The 18,599-nt window shown below is 61.5% G+C and carries 6 protein-coding genes; 2 read left to right on the top strand and 4 right to left on the bottom strand.

Annotation, left to right across the window (positions count from 1 at the left end; translation table 11 throughout):
- Positions 1-123: 123 nt before the first annotated feature.
- A complete protein-coding gene (locus tag AB7M29_RS25680; protein ID WP_007894994.1) occupies positions 124-672 on the bottom strand; it encodes an RNA polymerase factor sigma-70 in 549 nt (182 codons plus the stop codon).
- Positions 673-1,052: 380 nt separating this feature from the next.
- On the opposite strand from AB7M29_RS25680, the gene AB7M29_RS25675 reads away from it, so the two are divergent.
- Both AB7M29_RS25675 and AB7M29_RS25670 read left to right on the top strand, forming a co-directional pair.
- Positions 1,053-14,036: a non-ribosomal peptide synthetase gene (locus AB7M29_RS25675; protein ID WP_454248282.1), complete on the top strand. Its 12,984-nt coding sequence runs from the start codon at positions 1,053-1,055 to the stop codon at positions 14,034-14,036.
- A gap of 200 nt (positions 14,037-14,236) precedes the next feature.
- Positions 14,237-15,061 (top strand): alpha/beta fold hydrolase, encoded by an 825-nt coding sequence (locus AB7M29_RS25670; RefSeq protein WP_454248281.1) that lies wholly within the window; start codon positions 14,237-14,239, stop codon positions 15,059-15,061.
- Positions 15,062-15,185: 124 nt separating this feature from the next.
- On the opposite strand, the gene dsbG is transcribed toward AB7M29_RS25670, so the two are convergent.
- From dsbG to dsbD, 3 genes are read right to left on the bottom strand one after another with little or no spacing between them, the layout of a single operon-like run.
- Positions 15,186-15,953 (bottom strand): thiol:disulfide interchange protein DsbG, encoded by a 768-nt coding sequence (gene dsbG / locus AB7M29_RS25665; RefSeq protein WP_454248280.1) that lies wholly within the window; start codon positions 15,951-15,953, stop codon positions 15,186-15,188.
- Positions 15,929-16,795 (bottom strand): TlpA disulfide reductase family protein, encoded by an 867-nt coding sequence (locus AB7M29_RS25660; protein WP_217858726.1) that lies wholly within the window; start codon positions 16,793-16,795, stop codon positions 15,929-15,931. Before AB7M29_RS25660 ends, dsbG begins: the two co-directional genes overlap by 25 nt.
- A complete protein-coding gene (gene dsbD, locus AB7M29_RS25655; protein ID WP_454248279.1) occupies positions 16,795-18,531 on the bottom strand; it encodes a protein-disulfide reductase DsbD in 1,737 nt (578 codons plus the stop codon). Before dsbD ends, AB7M29_RS25660 begins: the two co-directional genes overlap by 1 nt.
- Positions 18,532-18,599: the final 68 nt, after the last annotated feature.

Genomic DNA, 18,599 nt, shown 5'->3' with positions numbered 1-18,599 from the left:
GGTCTTGAGTCTGCCTTCGCGAGCAAGCCCGCTCCCACAGTAGATTTTTGGTGTACACCAAATCGGTGTTCACACCGATCAAATGTGGGAGCGGGCTTGCTCGCGAATGGAGCGGCGCAAATTTCAGCGACGAGCAAAGGTATCCGCACGATTGCCCGACACCTTGCGGCAATGCACCAGCGCATCACGAATCATGAAGTTCACCAGGGTTGGCGAGACGCCGAGTTCCTTGGCGATATCTTTTTGCGGCACACCGTGCAGGCGGTACATCTCGAAGGCGTAACGGGTGCGGCTGGGCAGCTCCGTCAGCGCATCGGCGATGTTTTCCAGGGTCGAGAAATTCATGTGCGAGGTTTCCGGCGAAGCGCCCTGAATCACCACGTTCAGACCTTCCTCTTCCGGGCCCGAATACTTCTGCTCTAGCGCCTGCTTGCGGTAATGATCAATCGCCAGATTGCGCACGATCTGGAACAGATAGCTGAGCTGCGCCTTGATTGATGACGTGATCTGCGGCGCCGATTGCAGCCGGAAGAACGCATCCTGCACCACGTCTTCGGCGCGTGATCGGCAACCGGTGATGCGGGCTGCAATCTTGACCAGAATCAGTCGGTTGTCGACGAAGGCCTGAAGTAGCGGTGAATCGCACCTGCTTGTCGATACTTGTTCCGTCATTGGAAATCACCTTGCTGCAAATAGGGTCGTGGGACGTCAGGGGGATCGGCGTCGTCCTACACATCGAGCGACAAATTAGGTTGAATGATAATGATTGTCAATTGAGAAAGAGAATTAATGCGCCACAAAAGAGCAGAGTGAGAACGGCGACACGCTGACTCACCTACCGACCTCAAGCCTGCTGGCGCTCAAGCCTGGCGACTAATTATTTCAAGACCTCATCCGTTCTCATTGGTGAATGGCTGCGGGCGCAAGCCCCGGCCAAACCAGCATTCCCAAGCCTTGCGCGGTCGGCGAAGACCGCGTCCTGCATGTCCATGAACGGGCGTGACGTACGAAAACCGATTCCACTTGCAAGCCGAATTCAGGCAGGAAACCTCATGACCGACGCGTTCGAACTCCCCAGCACACTGGTCCAATCCCTTCAGCGCCGCGCGGCCCTGACGCCGGACCGGGTGGCCTTGCGTTTTCTCGCCGAAACCCAGGATCAGGCTGTGGTGCTCAGTTATCGTGAGCTGGATCAACGGGCGCGAACCATTGCCGGTGCGTTGCAGGCCGAGACGTCGTTCGGCGATCGCGCGGTGTTGCTGTTTCCCAGCGGCCCGGATTACGTCGCGGCGTTTTTTGGCTGTCTGTACGCAGGTGTAATTGCAGTGCCGGCCTATCCGCCTGAATCGACCCGTCGTCATCACCAGGAACGTTTGCTGTCGATCATTGGCGATGCCGAGCCGCGCTTGCTGCTGACCAGCGCCGACCTGCGTGATGCGTTACTGCAAATCAACGAGGCGCCGCCGCTGCTATGTGTCGACACCCTCGACAGCGCCCTGGCCGAACGCTGGGTCGCGCCGGACTTGCACGGCGAGCACATCGCCTTCCTGCAATACACCTCCGGCTCCACGGCGTTGCCTAAAGGTGTGCAAGTCAGCCACGGCAACCTGGTGGCCAACGAACTGCTGATTCGCCACGGATTCGGCATCGATCTGAACCCCGATGACGTGATCGTCAGCTGGCTGCCGCTGTACCACGACATGGGCCTGATCGGTGGCCTGTTGCAGCCGATTTTCAGCGGTGTGCCGTGCGTGTTGATGTCGCCGGCGTACTTCCTCGGTCGGCCATTGCGCTGGCTGGAAGCGATCAGCGAATACGGCGGCACCATCAGCGGCGGGCCGGACTTCGCCTACCGACTGTGCAGCGAACGGGTCAGCGAATCCGCTCTGGAACGCCTCGACCTGAGCGGCTGGCGCGTGGCGTACTCCGGTTCCGAACCGATTCGCCTCGACACCCTGGAGCGCTTCGCCGAGAAGTTCGCGGCCTGTGGCTTTACCTCGGACAGCTTCATGGCCTCTTACGGCTTGGCGGAAGCCACGCTGTTCGTTGCCGGCAGCCCGCGCGGTCAGGGCATCCCGGCATTGCGTGTGGATGATCAGGCCTTGGCGCAGAACCGTGCCGAGCCGGGCGATGGCAGTCCGATCATGAGTTGCGGCATCAGCCAGCCGGATCACGCAGTGCTGATTGTCGATGCCGTATCGCTCGAAGAACTCGCCGACAACGCCGTCGGTGAAGTCTGGGCTACCGGGCCGAGCATCGCCCATGGCTACTGGCGCAACCCCGAGGCCACGGCCAAGACTTTCGTCCAGCGCGCTGGCCGCACCTGGTTGCGCACCGGAGACCTGGGTTTTTTGCGGGACGGTGAACTGTTCATCACCGGTCGCCTGAAAGACATGCTGATCGTGCGCGGTCACAACCTTTATCCGCAGGACATCGAACAGACCATCGAGCGTGAAGTGGAGGTGGTGCGCAAAGGTCGCGTGGCCGCATTCGCAGTCAACATCGAGGGTCAGGAGGGCATCGGCATCGCTGCGGAAATCAGCCGCAGTGTGCAGAAAATCCTGCCGCCCGAGGCGCTGATCAAAGCCATCCGCCAAGCGGTGGCCGAGGCGTATCAGGAAGCGCCGAGCGTGGTGGTATTGCTCAATCCGGGGGCGCTGCCGAAGACGTCCAGCGGCAAGTTGCAACGCTCGGTGTGCCGCAATCGCCTGGCCGATGGCAGCCTCGACAGCTATGCGCTATTCCCGTCAGCAGACATCGCAAACACGTCTGAAACCAACGCCGGCTCAGAGCTGCAAACCCTGATCGGCCAGATCTGGTGTGAGCAATTGCAGGTCAAGCAGGTCAATGCCGATGACCATTTCTTCCTGCTCGGCGGAAACTCCATCGCCGCCACTCAAGTAGTCGCACGCCTGCGCGAAGAGTTGGGGCTGGAGCTGAATCTGCGCCTGTTGTTCGAAGCGCCGACCCTCGGCGCATTCGCCACTGCCATCGCTCAGCAACAACAGGATGGCGGCGTGGCCCAAGGCGCGATCATGCCCTTGTCGCGCAGTGACGCCATGCCGCAATCCCTGGCGCAAAACCGTTTGTGGATTACCTGGCAACTCGACCCGCAGAGCAGCGCCTACAACATCCCCGGTGCCTTGCGCCTGCGCGGCGAACTGGACGAAGACGCCTTGCGCGCCAGTTTCCAGCAACTGATCGAGCGTCACGAATCCCTGCGCACACGGTTTTTCGAGCGTGATGGTGTGGCTCTGCAACAGGTCATTACTGCCGGCGAATTCAACCTGCAAGTGATCGACATCAGCGACCTGCCAGCCGCCGAACGTGAAGCCCGCGCGCAGCAGATCCGCGAGGACGAAGCCCGTACACAGTTCGATCTGGAAAAAGGCCCGCTGCTGTGGGTGACGCTCGTGCGCCTCGGCGATGAGGACCATCAACTGCTGGTGACGATGCACCACATCATCGCCGACGGCTGGTCGATGAACGTGTTGATCGACGAATTCTCGCGGCTGTACGCGGCCGCCTCTCATGGCCAGAGCGCCAGCCTTCCAGCGTTGCTGACTCAATACGCCGACTACGGCAGTTGGCAGCGCCAGTGGTTGGCGCAAGGGGAGGGCGAGCGTCAACTCGCTTACTGGAAAGCGCAGTTGGGCGTTGATCATCCGCCCCTGAACCTGGCCACCGATCATCCGCGTTCGGCCCAACACATTCACAGCGCCGCCCGCCACACGCTGCGTTTGGACGCGAGCCTGAGCGATGCCATTCGCCAGACTGCCCAGGCCCATGAATCGACGCCGTTCATGCTGTTGCTCGCGGCATTCCAGAGTCTGCTGCATCGCTACAGCGGCCAACGCGACATCCGCGTCGGCGTGCCAAATGCCAACCGCCCGCGCCTGGAAACCCAAGGGCTGATCGGCTTCTTCATCAACACCCAGGTTCTGCGTGCCGAGGTGGATTCGCGACTGCCGTTCGTTGCGTTGCTGGCGCAAACCCGTCAAGCCGCATTGGGCGCGCAAGCGCATCAGGATCTGCCGTTCGAACAACTGCTCGAAGCCTTCCCGCAGGCCCGCGAGCAGGGTTTGTTCCAGGTGATGTTCAACCATCAGCAACGGGATCTCAGTGCGCTGCGTCGCTTGCCGGGACTGCTCGCCGAAGAACTGCCGTGGCACAGCCGCGAAGCCAAGTTCGACCTGCAACTGCACAGCGAAGAAGATCGCAACGGGCGTCTGAGCCTGTCGTTCGACTACGCCAGCGAGCTATTCGACACCACGACTATCGAGCGTCTTGCCGAGCATTTCAGCAACCTGCTGCGAGCTGTCTGCGAACAACCGACGACCGCCATCGGCGACCTGCAACTGCTGACCTCGAGCGAGCACGATCAGCAATCCGCCTGGAGCGCCGCGCCGTGCACTCCGGCCAGCCAATGGCTACCTGAGTTGCTCAACGAACAAGCGCGCCAGACCCCGGAGCGCACCGCGCTGCTGTGGGACGGCGGCAGCCTGGATTTTGCCGAACTGCACGCCCAGGCCAACCGCCTGGCGCATTACCTGCGCGACAAAGGTGTCGGCCCGGACGTGTGCGTGGCCATTGCCGCCGAGCGTTCGCCGCAGTTGCTGATCGGTTTGCTGGCGATCATCAAGGCAGGCGGCGCTTATGTGCCGTTGGACCCGGACTACCCGGCTGAGCGGCTGGCCTACATGCTCAGTGACAGTGGCGTCGAGCTTCTGCTGACCCAAACCGAATTGCTCGATCGCTTGCCGGCCACCGACGGCGTCAGCGTGATTGCCATGGACGTCCTGCATCTGGAGAACTGGCCAAGCCATACGCCGGGTCTGCACCTGCACGGCGACAACCTGGCCTACGTGATTTATACCTCCGGCTCCACCGGTCAACCGAAGGGCGTTGGCAATACTCACGCGGCCCTCGCTGAACGCCTGCAATGGATGCAAGCCACTTACCGTCTGGACCAGACTGATGTGCTAATGCAAAAAGCGCCGATCAGTTTCGACGTGTCGGTATGGGAATGCTTCTGGCCGCTGATCACCGGGTGCCGCCTGCTGCTCGCCGGCCCCGGCGAACACCGCGATCCGCATCGCATCGCACAACTGGTTCAACAATTCGGCGTGACAACACTGCACTTCGTACCGCCGTTGCTGGCGTTGTTCATCGACGAACCGCTCAGCGCCGAATGCACCAGCCTGCGTCGACTGTTCTCCGGTGGTGAAGCGTTACCCGCCGAACTGCGCAACCGCGTACTGGAACACTTACCTGCAGTGCAACTGCACAACCGCTACGGCCCGACCGAAACAGCGATCAACGTCACCCACTGGCACTGCACAACGGCTGATGGCGAGCGCTCACCGATTGGCCGGCCATTGGGCAACGTACTGTGCCGCGTGCTCGATAGCGATCTCAATCCGGTACCGGCCGGTGTGCCGGGTGAACTGTGCATCAGCGGTATCGGTTTGGCCCGAGGTTACCTCGGTCGTCCAGGTTTGACCGCGGAACGCTTTGTGGTCGATTCGCTGGGCGAGCAGGGCGCACGTCTGTACCGCACCGGCGACCGTGCCCGCTGGACCGCCGACGGCGTGATCGAATACCTCGGCCGTCTCGATCAGCAAGTCAAACTGCGTGGTTTTCGAGTCGAGCCGGAAGAAATCGAAGCGCGTCTGTTGGCGCAGCCCGGAGTCGCCCAAGCGGTGGTACTGGTGCGTGAAACGGCGGCCGGCGGGCAATTGATCGGTTACTACATCGCCACTGAAAACAGCGAAACCGAAGTGGCTCAAACCACGCGCCTGAAAACCGCGCTGGCCGCTGAGCTGCCGGAATACATGGTCCCGGCGCAGCTCATGCGTCTGGATGAAATGCCTCTGAGCCCGAGTGGCAAACTCGACCGTCGCGCCTTGCCGGAGCCCCAGTGGCAAGTCCGTGAGCACGTCGAACCAGTCACTGCCCTTGAGCAACAAATCGCCGGCATCTGGCGTGAAGTGCTGGGCCAAACACAGATCGGCCTGCGTGATGACTTCTTCGCCCTCGGCGGCCATTCGCTGTTGGCCACGCAAATTATCTCCCGCACCCGCCAGGCTTGCGACGTCGAGTTGCCGTTGCGGGCGCTGTTCGAGGCCAGTGAACTCGGTGCTTTTGCCGAACAGGTTTGCTTGATCCAGGCCAGCGGTAAAACCAACAAACAGCCACCGATCGAGAAGGTCGACCGCAGCCAGCCGGTGCCGCTGTCCTATTCCCAGCAACGCATGTGGTTCCTCTGGCAGATGGAACCGGACAGCCCGGCCTACAACGTTGGCGGCATGGCGCGGTTGCGCGGCGTGCTGGATGTCGGGCGTTTCGAAGCGGCATTGCAAGCGCTGATCATGCGTCACGAAACCCTGCGTACGACGTTCCCGAGCGTCGACGGCGTGGCCCGGCAACAGGTTCATCCAGACACCCGCCTGCGCATGGACTGGAAGGATTTCACCACGCTGGATACCGATGGCCGCGAATGGCAGGTCCAGCAACTGGCCGATGACGAAGCCCATAAACCTTTCGATCTGGAAACCGGGCCGCTGCTGCGTGCTTGCCTGGTCAAGACCGCCGAGCAGGAGCATTACTTCGTCCTGACCCTGCATCACATTGTCACCGAAGGCTGGGCGATGGACATCTTCGCCCGGGAACTGAGCGCGCTCTACGAAGCGTTCGTCGATGATCGCGAATCGCCGTTGCAACCGCTGCCGGTGCAGTATCTGGATTACAGCGTGTGGCAGCGTCAGTGGCTGGAGTCCGGCGAACGTCAGCGCCAGCTCGATTACTGGACCGCGCAACTGGGCCGCGAACATCCGCTGCTGGAACTGCCGGCCGATCGTCCGCGTCCACCGGTGCAAAGTCATCAGGGTGAACTGTTTCGCTTCGACCTCAGTGATGAACTCGCGGCGCGGGTTCGGGCCTTCAACACCCAAAACGGTCTGACTCTGTTCATGACCATGACGGCCGCGCTGGCGGTGCTGCTTTACCGCTACAGCGGCCAGACCGATTTGCGCATTGGTGCACCGGTGGCCAACCGCATTCGCCCGGAAAGCGAAGGGCTGATCGGCGCGTTCCTCAACACTCAAGTGCTGCGTTGCCAGCTCGACGGGCAGATGTCCGTCGGCGAGTTGTTCGAGCAGGTTCGCCACACCGTGATCGAAGGCCAGTCCCATCAGGACCTGCCGTTCGATCATCTAGTAGAAGCCTTGCAGCCAACCCGCAGCGCGGCTTACAACCCGCTGTTCCAGGTGATGTGCAATGTGCAGCGCTGGGAATTCCAGCAGAGTCGCACCCTGGCCGGGATGACTGTCGAGTACCTGGCCAACGATGCGCGAGCGACCAAGTTCGACCTCAACCTGGAAGTTACCGACCTCGACCATCGCCTCGGTTGCTGCCTGACTTACAGCACCGATTTGTTTGATGAACCGCGCATTGCGCGCATGGCCGGGCACTGGCGCAATCTGCTGGAAGCGTTGCTCGCCGATCCGCAGCAGCGCCTCAGCGAGCTGCCGTTGCTGGAAGCCACTGAACAGCAAAACCTGCTCGACAGCCTCGGCATTGAGTCGGGCGAGCATCGCCTCGATCAATGCATCCATCACCTGTTCAGCGAACAGGCGCTGGTGCGCAAGGACGCGCCGGCCCTGACGTTCGCCGGGCAAACATTGAGCTACGCCGAGCTCGACAGCCGCGCCAATCGTCTGGCCTGGATGCTGCGCGAGCGCGGTGTCGGGCCGCAGGTTCGGGTCGGTCTTATGCTTGCGCGTTCGCTGGAGATGGTCGTCGGCTTGCTGGCGATCCTCAAGGCTGGTGGCGCCTATGTGCCGCTGGACCCGGAATACCCGTTGGACCGCTTGCACTACATGATCGAAGACAGCGGCCTCGGTTTGCTGCTCAGCGATGCGGCGATGTTCGCGGCCCTCGGTGAATTGCCGGCCAGCGTCGGCCGCTGGTGCCTGGAAGAAGACGCCGCCGCACTGGCCAACTACCCGGCCAGCGAACTGCCGTTTATCAGCCTGCCGCAGCATCAGGCGTATCTGATTTACACCTCAGGCTCCACCGGCAAACCGAAAGGCGTGGTGGTGTCCCACGGTGAAATCGCCATGCATTGCCGTGCAGTGATTGAGCGCTTCGGCATGCGCCCGGACGACTGTGAATTGCACTTCTATTCGATCAACTTCGATGCCGCGACCGAGCGTCTGCTGGTGCCGCTGCTGAGCGGTGCGCAGGTTGTCCTGCGTGCGCAAGGCCAGTGGGATGCGCAAGAGATTTGCGGGCTGATTCGTCGGCACAGCATCAACATTCTGGGTTTCACCCCAAGCTACGGCAGCCAGTTGGCGCAATGGCTGGCGACTCAGGGCGAAACCCTGCCAGTGCGCATGTGCATCACCGGCGGCGAGGCGCTGACCGGCGAACACTTGCAACGGATTCGCGCGGCGTTCAAACCGAGCTTGTTTTTCAACGCCTACGGCCCGACTGAAACTGTGGTCATGCCGCTTGCCAGCCTGGCACCCGAGCAACTGGAAGAAGGGCTGGGCAGCGTGCCGATTGGCAGCGTTATTGGCGCTAGGGTGGCGTACATCCTCGACGCCGATCTGGCGTTGGTGCCACAAGGCGCAACAGGCGAGTTGTATGTCGGCGGTGCCGGTCTGGCGCAGGGGTATCACCAGCGTCCGGGCATGACCGCCGAACGGTTTGTCGCCGATCCTTTTGCAGTGAACGGCGGACGTTTGTACCGCACCGGCGATCTTGTCCGTCAGCGCGCTGATGGTCTGGTCGAGTACCTCGGTCGCATCGACCATCAAGTGAAGATCCGTGGTTTCCGCATCGAACTGGGCGAGATCGAAACCCGCTTGCTGGAACACGAATCCGTGCGTGAAGCGGTGGTGCTGGCCCTCGACGCACCGAGCGGCAAGCAGTTGGTCGGCTACCTGGTCACCCACGTCGCCGAACAGGATGAAGCGCAACAAACTGCATTGCGCGAAGCGTTGAAGGCGCACCTCAAATCGCAGTTGCCGGATTACATGGTGCCGATGCACTTGATCCTGCTGGCCAGCATGCCGCTGACCGCCAACGGCAAGCTCGACCGTCGCGCACTGCCGGCACCGGACCCGGAGTTGAATCGACAGCAGTACGTGGCGCCGAGCAACGAACTCGAGTTGACCCTGGCCGGGATCTGGTGCGAAGTGCTGAACGTCCAGCAGGTCGGCCTCAACGACAACTTCTTCGAACTGGGCGGCGATTCGATTCTGTCGATCCAGGTGGTCAGTCGTGCGCGGCAGCAGGGCATCCATTTCAGCCCGCGTGACCTGTTCCAGCACCAGACAGTGCAAACCCTCGCCGCCGTCGCGACCCGCACCGAGCAGGTCACGGCCGAGCAAGGTTTGCTGACGGGCGAATCGCGTTTGACGCCGATTCAACATTGGTTCTTCGACACTGAAATCCCGCAGCGTCAACACTGGAATCAGGCGTTGCTGCTGGAACCGACCGTGGCGCTCGACCCGCATCGTCTGGAGCAAGCGCTGCTGGCGGTAATTGAACAACACGACGCCTTGCGTTTGCGTTTCACCGACGTCGCCGGCCACTGGCAGGCCGAACACCAGGCGGCTTCCGACGCTGCCGTGCTGTGGCAGGTGCAAGTGCCGACCATGGACAAATGCGTGGCGCTGTTCGCCGATGCCCAACGCAGCCTCGACCTTGAACAAGGGCCGCTGATGCGGGCGCTGCTTGTCGATGATCCTGAGGGGCAACAACGGCTGTTCATTGCCATTCACCACCTAGTGGTGGACGGGGTGTCGTGGCGGGTGCTGCTGGACGATCTGCAAACGGTTTATCGTCAACTCGAGTCCCGGCAGTCGGCAAAACTGCCGGCGAAAACCAGCGGCTTCAAGGACTGGGCCGCACGGTTGCAGGCTTACGCCGGCAGCGAATCCCTGCGTGAAGAATTGAGCTGGTGGCAGACGCAACTGGCCGGCCCAAGCGCTGAGTTGCCCTGTGATCGTCCGCAGGGTGGTCAGCAAAATCGTCACGCGCAAACCGTCAGCGTGCGCCTCGACAGCGAGCGTACCCGCCAACTGCTGCAACAGGCGCCGACGGCCTATCGCACTCAGGTCAATGATCTGCTGCTGACCGCATTGGCCCGTGTGGTGTGCCGCTGGAGTGGTCACGAATCAGCGTTGATTCAACTCGAAGGCCACGGTCGTGAAACCCTGTTCGACGAGATCGACCTGACCCGCACCGTGGGCTGGTTCACCAGCGCCTATCCGCTGCGCCTCACACCCATGAGTGAACAGGGTGCCTCGATCAAGGCGATCAAGGAGCAATTGCGCGCGGTGCCGCACAAAGGCTTGGGTTATGGCGTGCTGCGTTACCTGGCCGATGGCGTGTGCCGTCAGACCATGGCTGCATTGCCGGTGGCGCCGATCACCTTCAACTACCTGGGGCAGTTCGACCAGAGTTTCGGCAGTGATGCGCTGTTCCGTCCGCTCGATGAACCGGTGGGCGCGGCCCATGATCCACACGCTCCGCTGCCTAACGAGCTGAGCGTCGACAGCCAGGTGTATGGCGGTGAGTTGGTGCTGCGCTGGACCTTCAGCGCCGAACGCCACGATCTGCAAACCATCACCAAACTGGCAGAGGCGTATCTGGGCGAATTGCAAAGCCTGATCCAGCATTGCCTGAGCGACCACGCGGGCGGGCTGACGCCGTCGGACTTCCCGTTGGCCCGACTGACTCAACCGCAACTCGACGCATTGCCAGTGCCAGCGGCGATGATCGAAGACGTTTACCCGCTGACCCCGATGCAGGAAGGCATGCTGCTGCACACCTTGCTCGAACCGGGCACCGGCCTCTACTACATGCAGGACCGTTACCGCATCAACAGCGAGCTCGACCCGCAACGTTTCGCTCAGGCCTGGCAAGCGGTGATCGCCCGACATGAAGCCTTGCGCGCCTCGTTCTGCTGGAATGTCGGCGAAGACATGCTGCAAGTGATCCACAAACCGGGCAGCACGCCGATCGAATATCTGGACTGGAGCGCGGTGGCCGAAACCGAGCAAGAGCCGAAGTTGCAGGCGCTGCTGAAAAGCGAGCGTGAGGCCGGGTTCGATCTGCTCAATCAGGCACCGTTCCACCTGCGCTTGATCCGCGTGGCCGCGGCGCGTTACTGGTTCATGATGAGCAACCACCACATCCTCATCGATGCCTGGTGCCGTTCGCTGCTGATGAACGACTTCTTCGAGATCTACACCGCCCTCGGCGAAGGCCGCGAAGCGCAACTGGCGGTGCCGCCGCGTTATCGCGATTACATTGGTTGGCTGCAACGCCAGAGCCTGGCCGAAGCGCGGCAGTGGTGGCAGCAGAACCTGCGAGGTTTCGAGCGCACCACGCCGATTCCGAGTGACCGGCCGTTCCTGCGTGAACATGCCGGCGACAGCGGCGGCATGATCGTCGGCGACCGCTATACCCGACTCGATGCCCGCGATGGTGCGCAATTGCGCGAACTGGCCCAGGCCCATCAGCTGACCATCAACACCTTCGCCCAAGCGGCGTGGGCGCTGGTGCTGCGTCGCTTGAGCGGTGATCGCGACGTGCTGTTCGGCGTCACGGTGGCCGGGCGGCCGGTGGAGATGCCAGAGATGCAACGCACCGTCGGGCTGTTCATCAACAGCATCGCCCTGCGGGTGAAAATGCCCGAAGACGATCAGCGTTGCAGCGTTCGTCAGTGGCTCACTGGCTTGCTCGACAGCAACATGCAACTGCGCGAGTACGAATACTTGCCGCTGGTGAGCATCCAGGAAAACAGCGAACTGCCTAAAGGCCAGCCGCTGTTCGACAGCTTGTTCGTGTTCGAAAACGCGCCGGTGGAAGTCTCGGTGCTGGACCGTGCGCAGAGCCTCAACGCGACTTCGGATTCGGGCCGCACCCACACCAACTTCCCGTTGACGGCGGTGTGTTATCCGGGCGATGACCTGGGCTTGCACCTGTCCTACGACCAGCATTATTTCGACGAATCCACGGTCGAGCGCATGCTCGGCGAATTCAAGCGCCTGCTGCTGGCGCTGGTCGAAGGCTTCCATGGCGACATGGCGGATCTGCCGCTGCTGGGCAACGAAGAGCAGGACTTCCTGATCCATGGCTGCAACCAGAGCGAACACGACTACCCGCTGGAGCGGAGCTATGTCTCATTGTTCGAAGCGCAGGTTGCCGAGCATCCGCAGCGAGTTGCCGCCAGTTGTCTTGATCAGCAGCACAGCTACGTTGAGCTGAACCAGCGCAGCAATCGTCTCGGCCATGCGCTGATGGCGGCCGGCGTCGGCCTGGATCAACCGGTGGCGTTGTTGGCTGAGCGCAATCTCGATTTGCTGGGCATGATCATCGGTAGCTTCAAGGCCGGCGCCGGTTACTTGCCGCTGGACCCGGGCCTGCCGAGTCAGCGCCTGAGCCGGATCATCGACCTGAGCCGCACGCCGTTGCTGGTTTGCACTCAGGCGTGTCGTGAACAAGCCGTCGCGCTGCTGGAAGAGTTCGGTTGTGCCAACCGACCTCGATTGCTGGTCTGGGAAGAGGTGCAGGCGAGCGAAGTTTCGGTTGCCAATCCGGGCATTTATAGCGGCCCGGACAACCTCGCCTATGTGATCTACACATCGGGCTCCACCGGCTTGCCGAAGGGAGTGATGGTGGAGCAACGCGGCATGCTCAATAACCAGTTGAGCAAGGTGCCGTACCTGAAATTGAGCGAGGCTGATGTGATCGCTCAGACCGCTTCGCAAAGCTTCGATATTTCGGTCTGGCAATTCCTCGCGGCACCGCTGTTCGGCGCTCGGGTGGACATTGTGCCGAACAGCATCGCCCACGATCCACAAGGCTTGCTGGCCCATGTTCAGAGCCACGGCGTCACCGTGCTGGAAAGCGTGCCATCGTTGATTCAGGGCATGCTCGCCCAGGACCGCATGAGCCTCGATGGCCTGCGCTGGATGCTGCCGACCGGTGAAGCAATGCCACCGGAACTGGCGCATCAATGGTTGCTGCGTTACCCGGAAATTGGCTTGGTGAACGCCTATGGCCCGGCGGAATGCTCGGACGATGTGGCGTTCTTCCGTGTCGACCTGGCTTCGACGCGCGGCAGTTATCTGCCGATTGGTACGCCGACGGACAACAACCGTTTGTACCTGCTCGATGGCGCGCTGGAATTGGTGCCGTTGGGGGCGGTGGGGGAGTTGTGCGTGGCTGGTACCGGTGTGGGGCGCGGCTATGTGAGCGATCCGTTGCGCACTGCGCAGGTGTTTGTGCCGAACCCGTTCGGCGCACCGGGTGATCGTCTGTATCGCACCGGCGACCTGGCCCGACGTCGCAGTGACGGCGTGCTGGAATACGTCGGACGCATCGACCATCAGGTGAAGATTCGCGGTTACCGCATCGAACTGGGTGAAATCGAGTCCCGTCTGCACGAGCAACCGGAAGTTCGCGACGCGGCGGTGGGGGTGCAGGAAGGTGTCAACGGCAAGCATTTGGTCGGCTATCTGGTCGCAGCGGAGTCGGCGCTGAATCCGAATGAACGACTGGAGCGCATCAAGCAACGTCTGCGCGCCGAATTGCCGGAATACATGGTGCCGCTGCACTGGCTGTGGCTCGACAAGCTGCCGCTCAACGCCAACGGAAAACTCGATCGCAAGGCCTTGCCGGCGCTGGAAATCGGCCAGTTGCAGAGCCAGGACTATCAGGCGCCGCGCAATGAGCTGGAGCAGACCTTGGCGGATATTTGGGCCGAGGTGTTGAAGGTCGAGAAGGTTGGCGTGCGTGACAACTTCTTCGAACTCGGCGGCCATTCGCTGCTGGCCACACAGATCGCCTCGCGGGTGCAAAAAGCCCTGCAACGCAACGTGCCGCTGCGGGCGATGTTCGAGTGCAGCACGGTGGCGGAGCTGGCCGAGTACATCGACGGGTTGGCGGCGAGCGACATTACCGAGGAGAAGGTGGATCGGTTGAATGACCTGATGGCGGAGTTGGAGGGGCTGTAATTCTTTAGCGTTTGTGAAGGCCCCTTCGCGAGCAAGCCCGCTCCCACATTTGTCCTGCGAACACAGGCCCAGTGTGGGAGCGGGCTTGCTCGCGAAAGGGCCAGTGCAGACACCACAAAGCTCGGGTTGACTGCCGATCCCATGCGGCTCAGTCTTCCTGTGCTTTTTTAATGGATCCGATTTCACCAGGGAGACAGTCGATGCCCTTCGTAACGGTTGATGGACAAGCGCTTCACTACACAGATCAAGGTACAGGCCCTGCGGTTCTGCTGGCCGGCAGTTACCTGTGGGACCAGGCTATGTGGGCGCCACAGATTGCGGCGCTGTCGCAGCATTATCGGGTCATCGCCCTGGACCTGTGGGGCCATGGCGAATCCGGACGGATGCCCGAATGCACAAAGTCGCTGGATGACGTGGCGCGCCAGGCACTGGCCTTGCTCGATCACCTGGCCATCGATCGCGTCACGCTGGTCGGTCTTTCGGTGGGTGGTATGTGGGGCGTTCGACTGGCGCTGTCGGCGCCGCAGCGGCTCAACGGTCTGGTGCTGATGGACACCTACGTCGGCGCCGAACCGGAACCGACTCGCCAATACTATTTCTCGCTGTTCAAGCAGATTGAAGACAGCGGTGTGATCTCGCCGCAGCTGCTCGATATTGTGGTGCCGATATTCTTCCGTCCAGGCATCGATCCGCAGTCGGCGCTGTATCAGGATTTCCGCGTCAAATTGGCAGCGCTGCCGGCCGACTGCCTGCGTCAAAGCATCGTGCCGATGGGGCGGATTACCTTTGGGCGTGATGATTTGCTGCCGCGTCTGGGTGAACTGAACCCTGAAACCACGCTGTTGATGTGTGGCGATCAGGACAAACCACGGCCGCCGTCGGAAACCAAAGAAATGGCCGAGTTGATCGGTTGCCCGTATGTGCTGGTGCCGGAGGCGGGGCATATCTCCAATCTGGAGAATCCGGCATTCGTCACCGAGGTGCTGCTGAGTTTTTTGCGCGAGAGAACCTGCAAGTCCGTGTAATCGTTCTTCGCGAGCAAGCCCGCTCCCACAGTTGACCGAGTTCTTTGATTGAAATGCGGTCGAATGTGGGAGCGGGCTTGCTCGCGAAGGTGCCGGTGAAATCACCTCAACCCTGAAGACAGGATCACTTAGGCCCGAGAATCTTCACCAATTTCTCCGGCGACGGCGCCCCTTGCTGCTGTTGCAGCTGACCCTTGTCGTCCATATAGAAAATCGCCGGGGTGGCAGCCAGCTCCAGCTCTTCCATCAACTGCATGTTCGCCGCCAGTTTCGCCTGAATCGCCGGCGGCACATCTTTCAGGGCTTTGAGCGAACTTTCCTTGCCGGATTTCTCGTGATCTGCCAATGCTTTTTGCGGGTCCTTGGCGGCCAGCAGCGCGGCAGATTTGCCCGGGCTGTCTTCGCGAATGATGCCGACCATGATGTGCCGCAACTGCACCTTGCCGGCCTTGACCCACGGTCGCGCCTGTTCCCAGAACATGTTGCAGTACGGGCAATTCGGGTCGCTGAACAGATAGACGATTCGCGGTGCGTCCTTGTTGCCGTCACCGATCCAGTTGCTCGCTTCCATCTTGCCCCAGACTTCCTTGGCCATTGGCGCGTAGACCAGTTTTTGCAACGGCGCGCTGCTCAGGTCATTGCCTTCGGCGTCGTACAAATTGCCCAACAGTACATGTTTGCCGTCCGGGGTCAGGTACAGCGCCATGCCACGGTTCTGGTACTGCGCCGCATAACCGCGCAGGCCATCGGGCGCGTCGAAGGTGCCGACAATTTTCGCGCCCTTGGCTTCGATCTTCTTGATCGCTTCAGGCAATTCTTCGGCCTGTACCGACGGCAAGTGCAGCAAGGCGGCACCCAGGGTTAACGTCAGCAGGTGGCGGAGGCGGAGCATGGCAATTTCCTTGAAGGCGTGGCCGAGGTGGCCGGGTTCGGGGTGTCGAAGTTTTCCAGGGCACGGGCCAGGCTGGCTTCAGAGAGTTCGCCCAGATGGCTGCCCAGCAGGTGCCCGTCGGGGCTATAGAACAGCGTAGTCGGCAATGCCATGGAACCCACGGCCTGACCCAATCGACCGCTGCCATCGAACAGCACATTAGTCAGGCTCAGGCCTTGGGTTTCGAGGAAGGTGCTGACGCTCTGCATGCTTTCGGCTTGGTTGACGAATAGAAAGGTCAGGTCCGGACGCTGTTGCTGGGCGTTTTCCAGCACTGGCATTTCCCGGCGGCACGGCGGGCACCAGGTGGCCCAAAGATTGATGACCAGCGGCCCGCCCTGATAGTCGCTGAGCTGCACGGTTTGGCCGGCGGCATTGCGCAGGGTGATCTGCGGCAGGCGCGTGCCTTGTTCGTAAATACTCAGGGAGAACGTCGCCAGCAACCAGAACGCCAGACCGCTGGCCACGCCAAAGCCCAACGGGCGACGCAGGGCCGGGCGACGCCAGCCTCGATACAGGGCGGCAAGCAACAGCACGACCACCCCGGGCCAGGCGAGAAAACCACCGTCGCGCAGGTCGATGATCTGCCACGGATCGTTGCGATACTGCGCCCAGTAGGCGATCACGAAACCGACCCGGGCCGCCAGCATGCCCAGCAGGAACAGGCTGAACAGCACCGACTCCGGGTTCTCGCCACCGCGCTTGGCCACCCGCCAGCCGACAAAGGTCGCCAGCGCCAGGGCACTGATCAGCAGCAGGTGATTAAGCGCGATGGCAAAGGTGCCGAGGGTAAAAGTCAGCATTAACGAGCGTCTCGGGTGGTGGTCCAGCGTTGCAGGAAGGTGCCGGCATTGACCTCACCGGTGATGCGCTGGCTGCGACGCTCTTCACCATTAGGGCCGATCCACAACAGGCTTGGCGGCCCCGGCACTTTATAACGGCCGAGCAGTTCGCGGCTGGCGGCATTGTCAGCGGTGACGTCCAGCCGTAGCAAGCGCACATCGCTGAGCGCTTCCAGGACCTGCGGTTTGCCGAAGACCTGTTTTTCCATGACTTTGCACGACACACACCAGTCGGCGTAGTAGTCCAGCAGCACCCATTGACCCTGAGCCTTGGCCGCATCGAGTTCGCGTTGCAGCACAGCGGGCTCCTTGACCGTGGTGAATGCCTCATGCGCGCTCGGCGCGGCAGCGCCGGTACGGTCGGCGCTGTACACCTGCAACGGCTGATACGGATTGTCACTGCCACCCGCCGCACCGACCACCAACAGGCTGCCCCACAACCCCAACAGCAGCGAACTGGCGCCGAACAGGTGGGCAACTCGGCCAAATCCTTGCGACTGCTTCCAGGCGCTGTAGGCGGCGATCAGCAACAAGGCGCCCCACAAACCGAGCCACAGCGATTCATCCAGCACCGGCCGCAGCATTAGCAACGCAGTTGCGAGGAACAGGAAACCGAACACGCCTTTGAGCAGGTTCATCCACGCACCCGGTTTGGGCAGGAAGCGATTGCCGACAGTCACCAGCAGCAACAGCGGCACACCGATGCCAATGCCCATAGCGAACAGAATCAGCCCGCCGTGTAGCGCATTGCCGCTCTGCGCGATGTAGAGCAGGGCACCCGCCAATGGGGCGGTCATGCAAGGACCGACCAACAGGCCGGACAAAGCCCCGAGTACACCGGCACCGATCAGGCTGCCACCGCGCTGATTACGCGAAACATGTTCCAGCCGATCTCGCACGGCCACCGGCAACTGCAGCTCAAAGAAACCGAACATCGGCAAGGCCAGCAGTACGAACACTGCTGCAAAGCTGCCCAACAGCCATGGATTCTGCAGCAGCGCTTGAAGGTTTGCGCCCAGCAGAGCGGCCAGAACGCCCATCGCCGCATACACCAACGCCATGGTGGTCACGTAACTGCCGGCCAGGGCAAAACCGCGTTTGGGCGTGGCACCGCTGCCAACGATCAAACCCGCCAGAATCGGCAGCATCGGCAACGAACATGGCGTGAACGCCAACAGCAGCCCCAGGCCAAAGAACACCAGCAGGCTCCAACCCAGCGCTCGTTGCTGCAGGCCGCTGGCCAAGGCCTGGTCGGGCGCCTCTTCATTAAACGCGGTAAGGACGTTGCTTGCGCCAAGGTCGACCACTTGAGTCTGCGGCGGATAACACAAACCGGCATCGGCGCAGCCCTGGAAGCCTACTTTGATCTGACCAGTGGCTCCGGCCGGAATCTTCAACTCCAGGCCCTGGCGATAGACCTGCTGTTCGCCGAAGAACTCGTCGCTGTGGGACTCGCCCTCGGGCAGAACCGGCACTTGCTCCGGGGCCAGACCGTCGAATTTCAGGCGTTTCTGATACAGGTAATAATTGTCGGCAATCTGCCAATAGAGCTGGGTTTCCCCGGATTCAAGGCGTTCGGAGGTGAAGATGAACGCTTTTTCTACCGGGAGAAACTCGGGTTTGGTCTCGAACGGATTCGTTCCAGCCTGGGCGATACCCGAGATCAACAGAACAAAGAATAAAAACAATCGACGCATGGGTAAGCCTTATCCCTGTGCAAGTGAGGTGCACAGTGGCGGGCGGCGATTAACCGATGATTAACCAC

It is taken from the genome of Pseudomonas sp. F-14 TE3623 (genome assembly GCF_053629015.1).
The sequence above is the reverse complement of the archived record's forward strand: the minus strand, read 5'-3'. Positions and strand labels throughout refer to the sequence as shown.

Excerpts from the sequence above, each read along its gene's own strand:
- AB7M29_RS25680 (WP_007894994.1), bottom strand. The coding sequence starts at position 672 with ATGACGGAACAAGTATCGACAAGCAGGTGCGATTCACCGCTACTTCAG.
- AB7M29_RS25675 (WP_454248282.1), top strand. The coding sequence starts at position 1,053 with ATGACCGACGCGTTCGAACTCCCCAGCACACTGGTCCAATCCCTTCAG.
- AB7M29_RS25670 (WP_454248281.1), top strand. The coding sequence starts at position 14,237 with ATGCCCTTCGTAACGGTTGATGGACAAGCGCTTCACTACACAGATCAA.
- dsbG (WP_454248280.1), bottom strand. The coding sequence starts at position 15,953 with ATGCTCCGCCTCCGCCACCTGCTGACGTTAACCCTGGGTGCCGCCTTG.
- AB7M29_RS25660 (WP_217858726.1), bottom strand. The coding sequence starts at position 16,795 with ATGCTGACTTTTACCCTCGGCACCTTTGCCATCGCGCTTAATCACCTG.
- dsbD (WP_454248279.1), bottom strand. The coding sequence starts at position 18,531 with ATGCGTCGATTGTTTTTATTCTTTGTTCTGTTGATCTCGGGTATCGCC.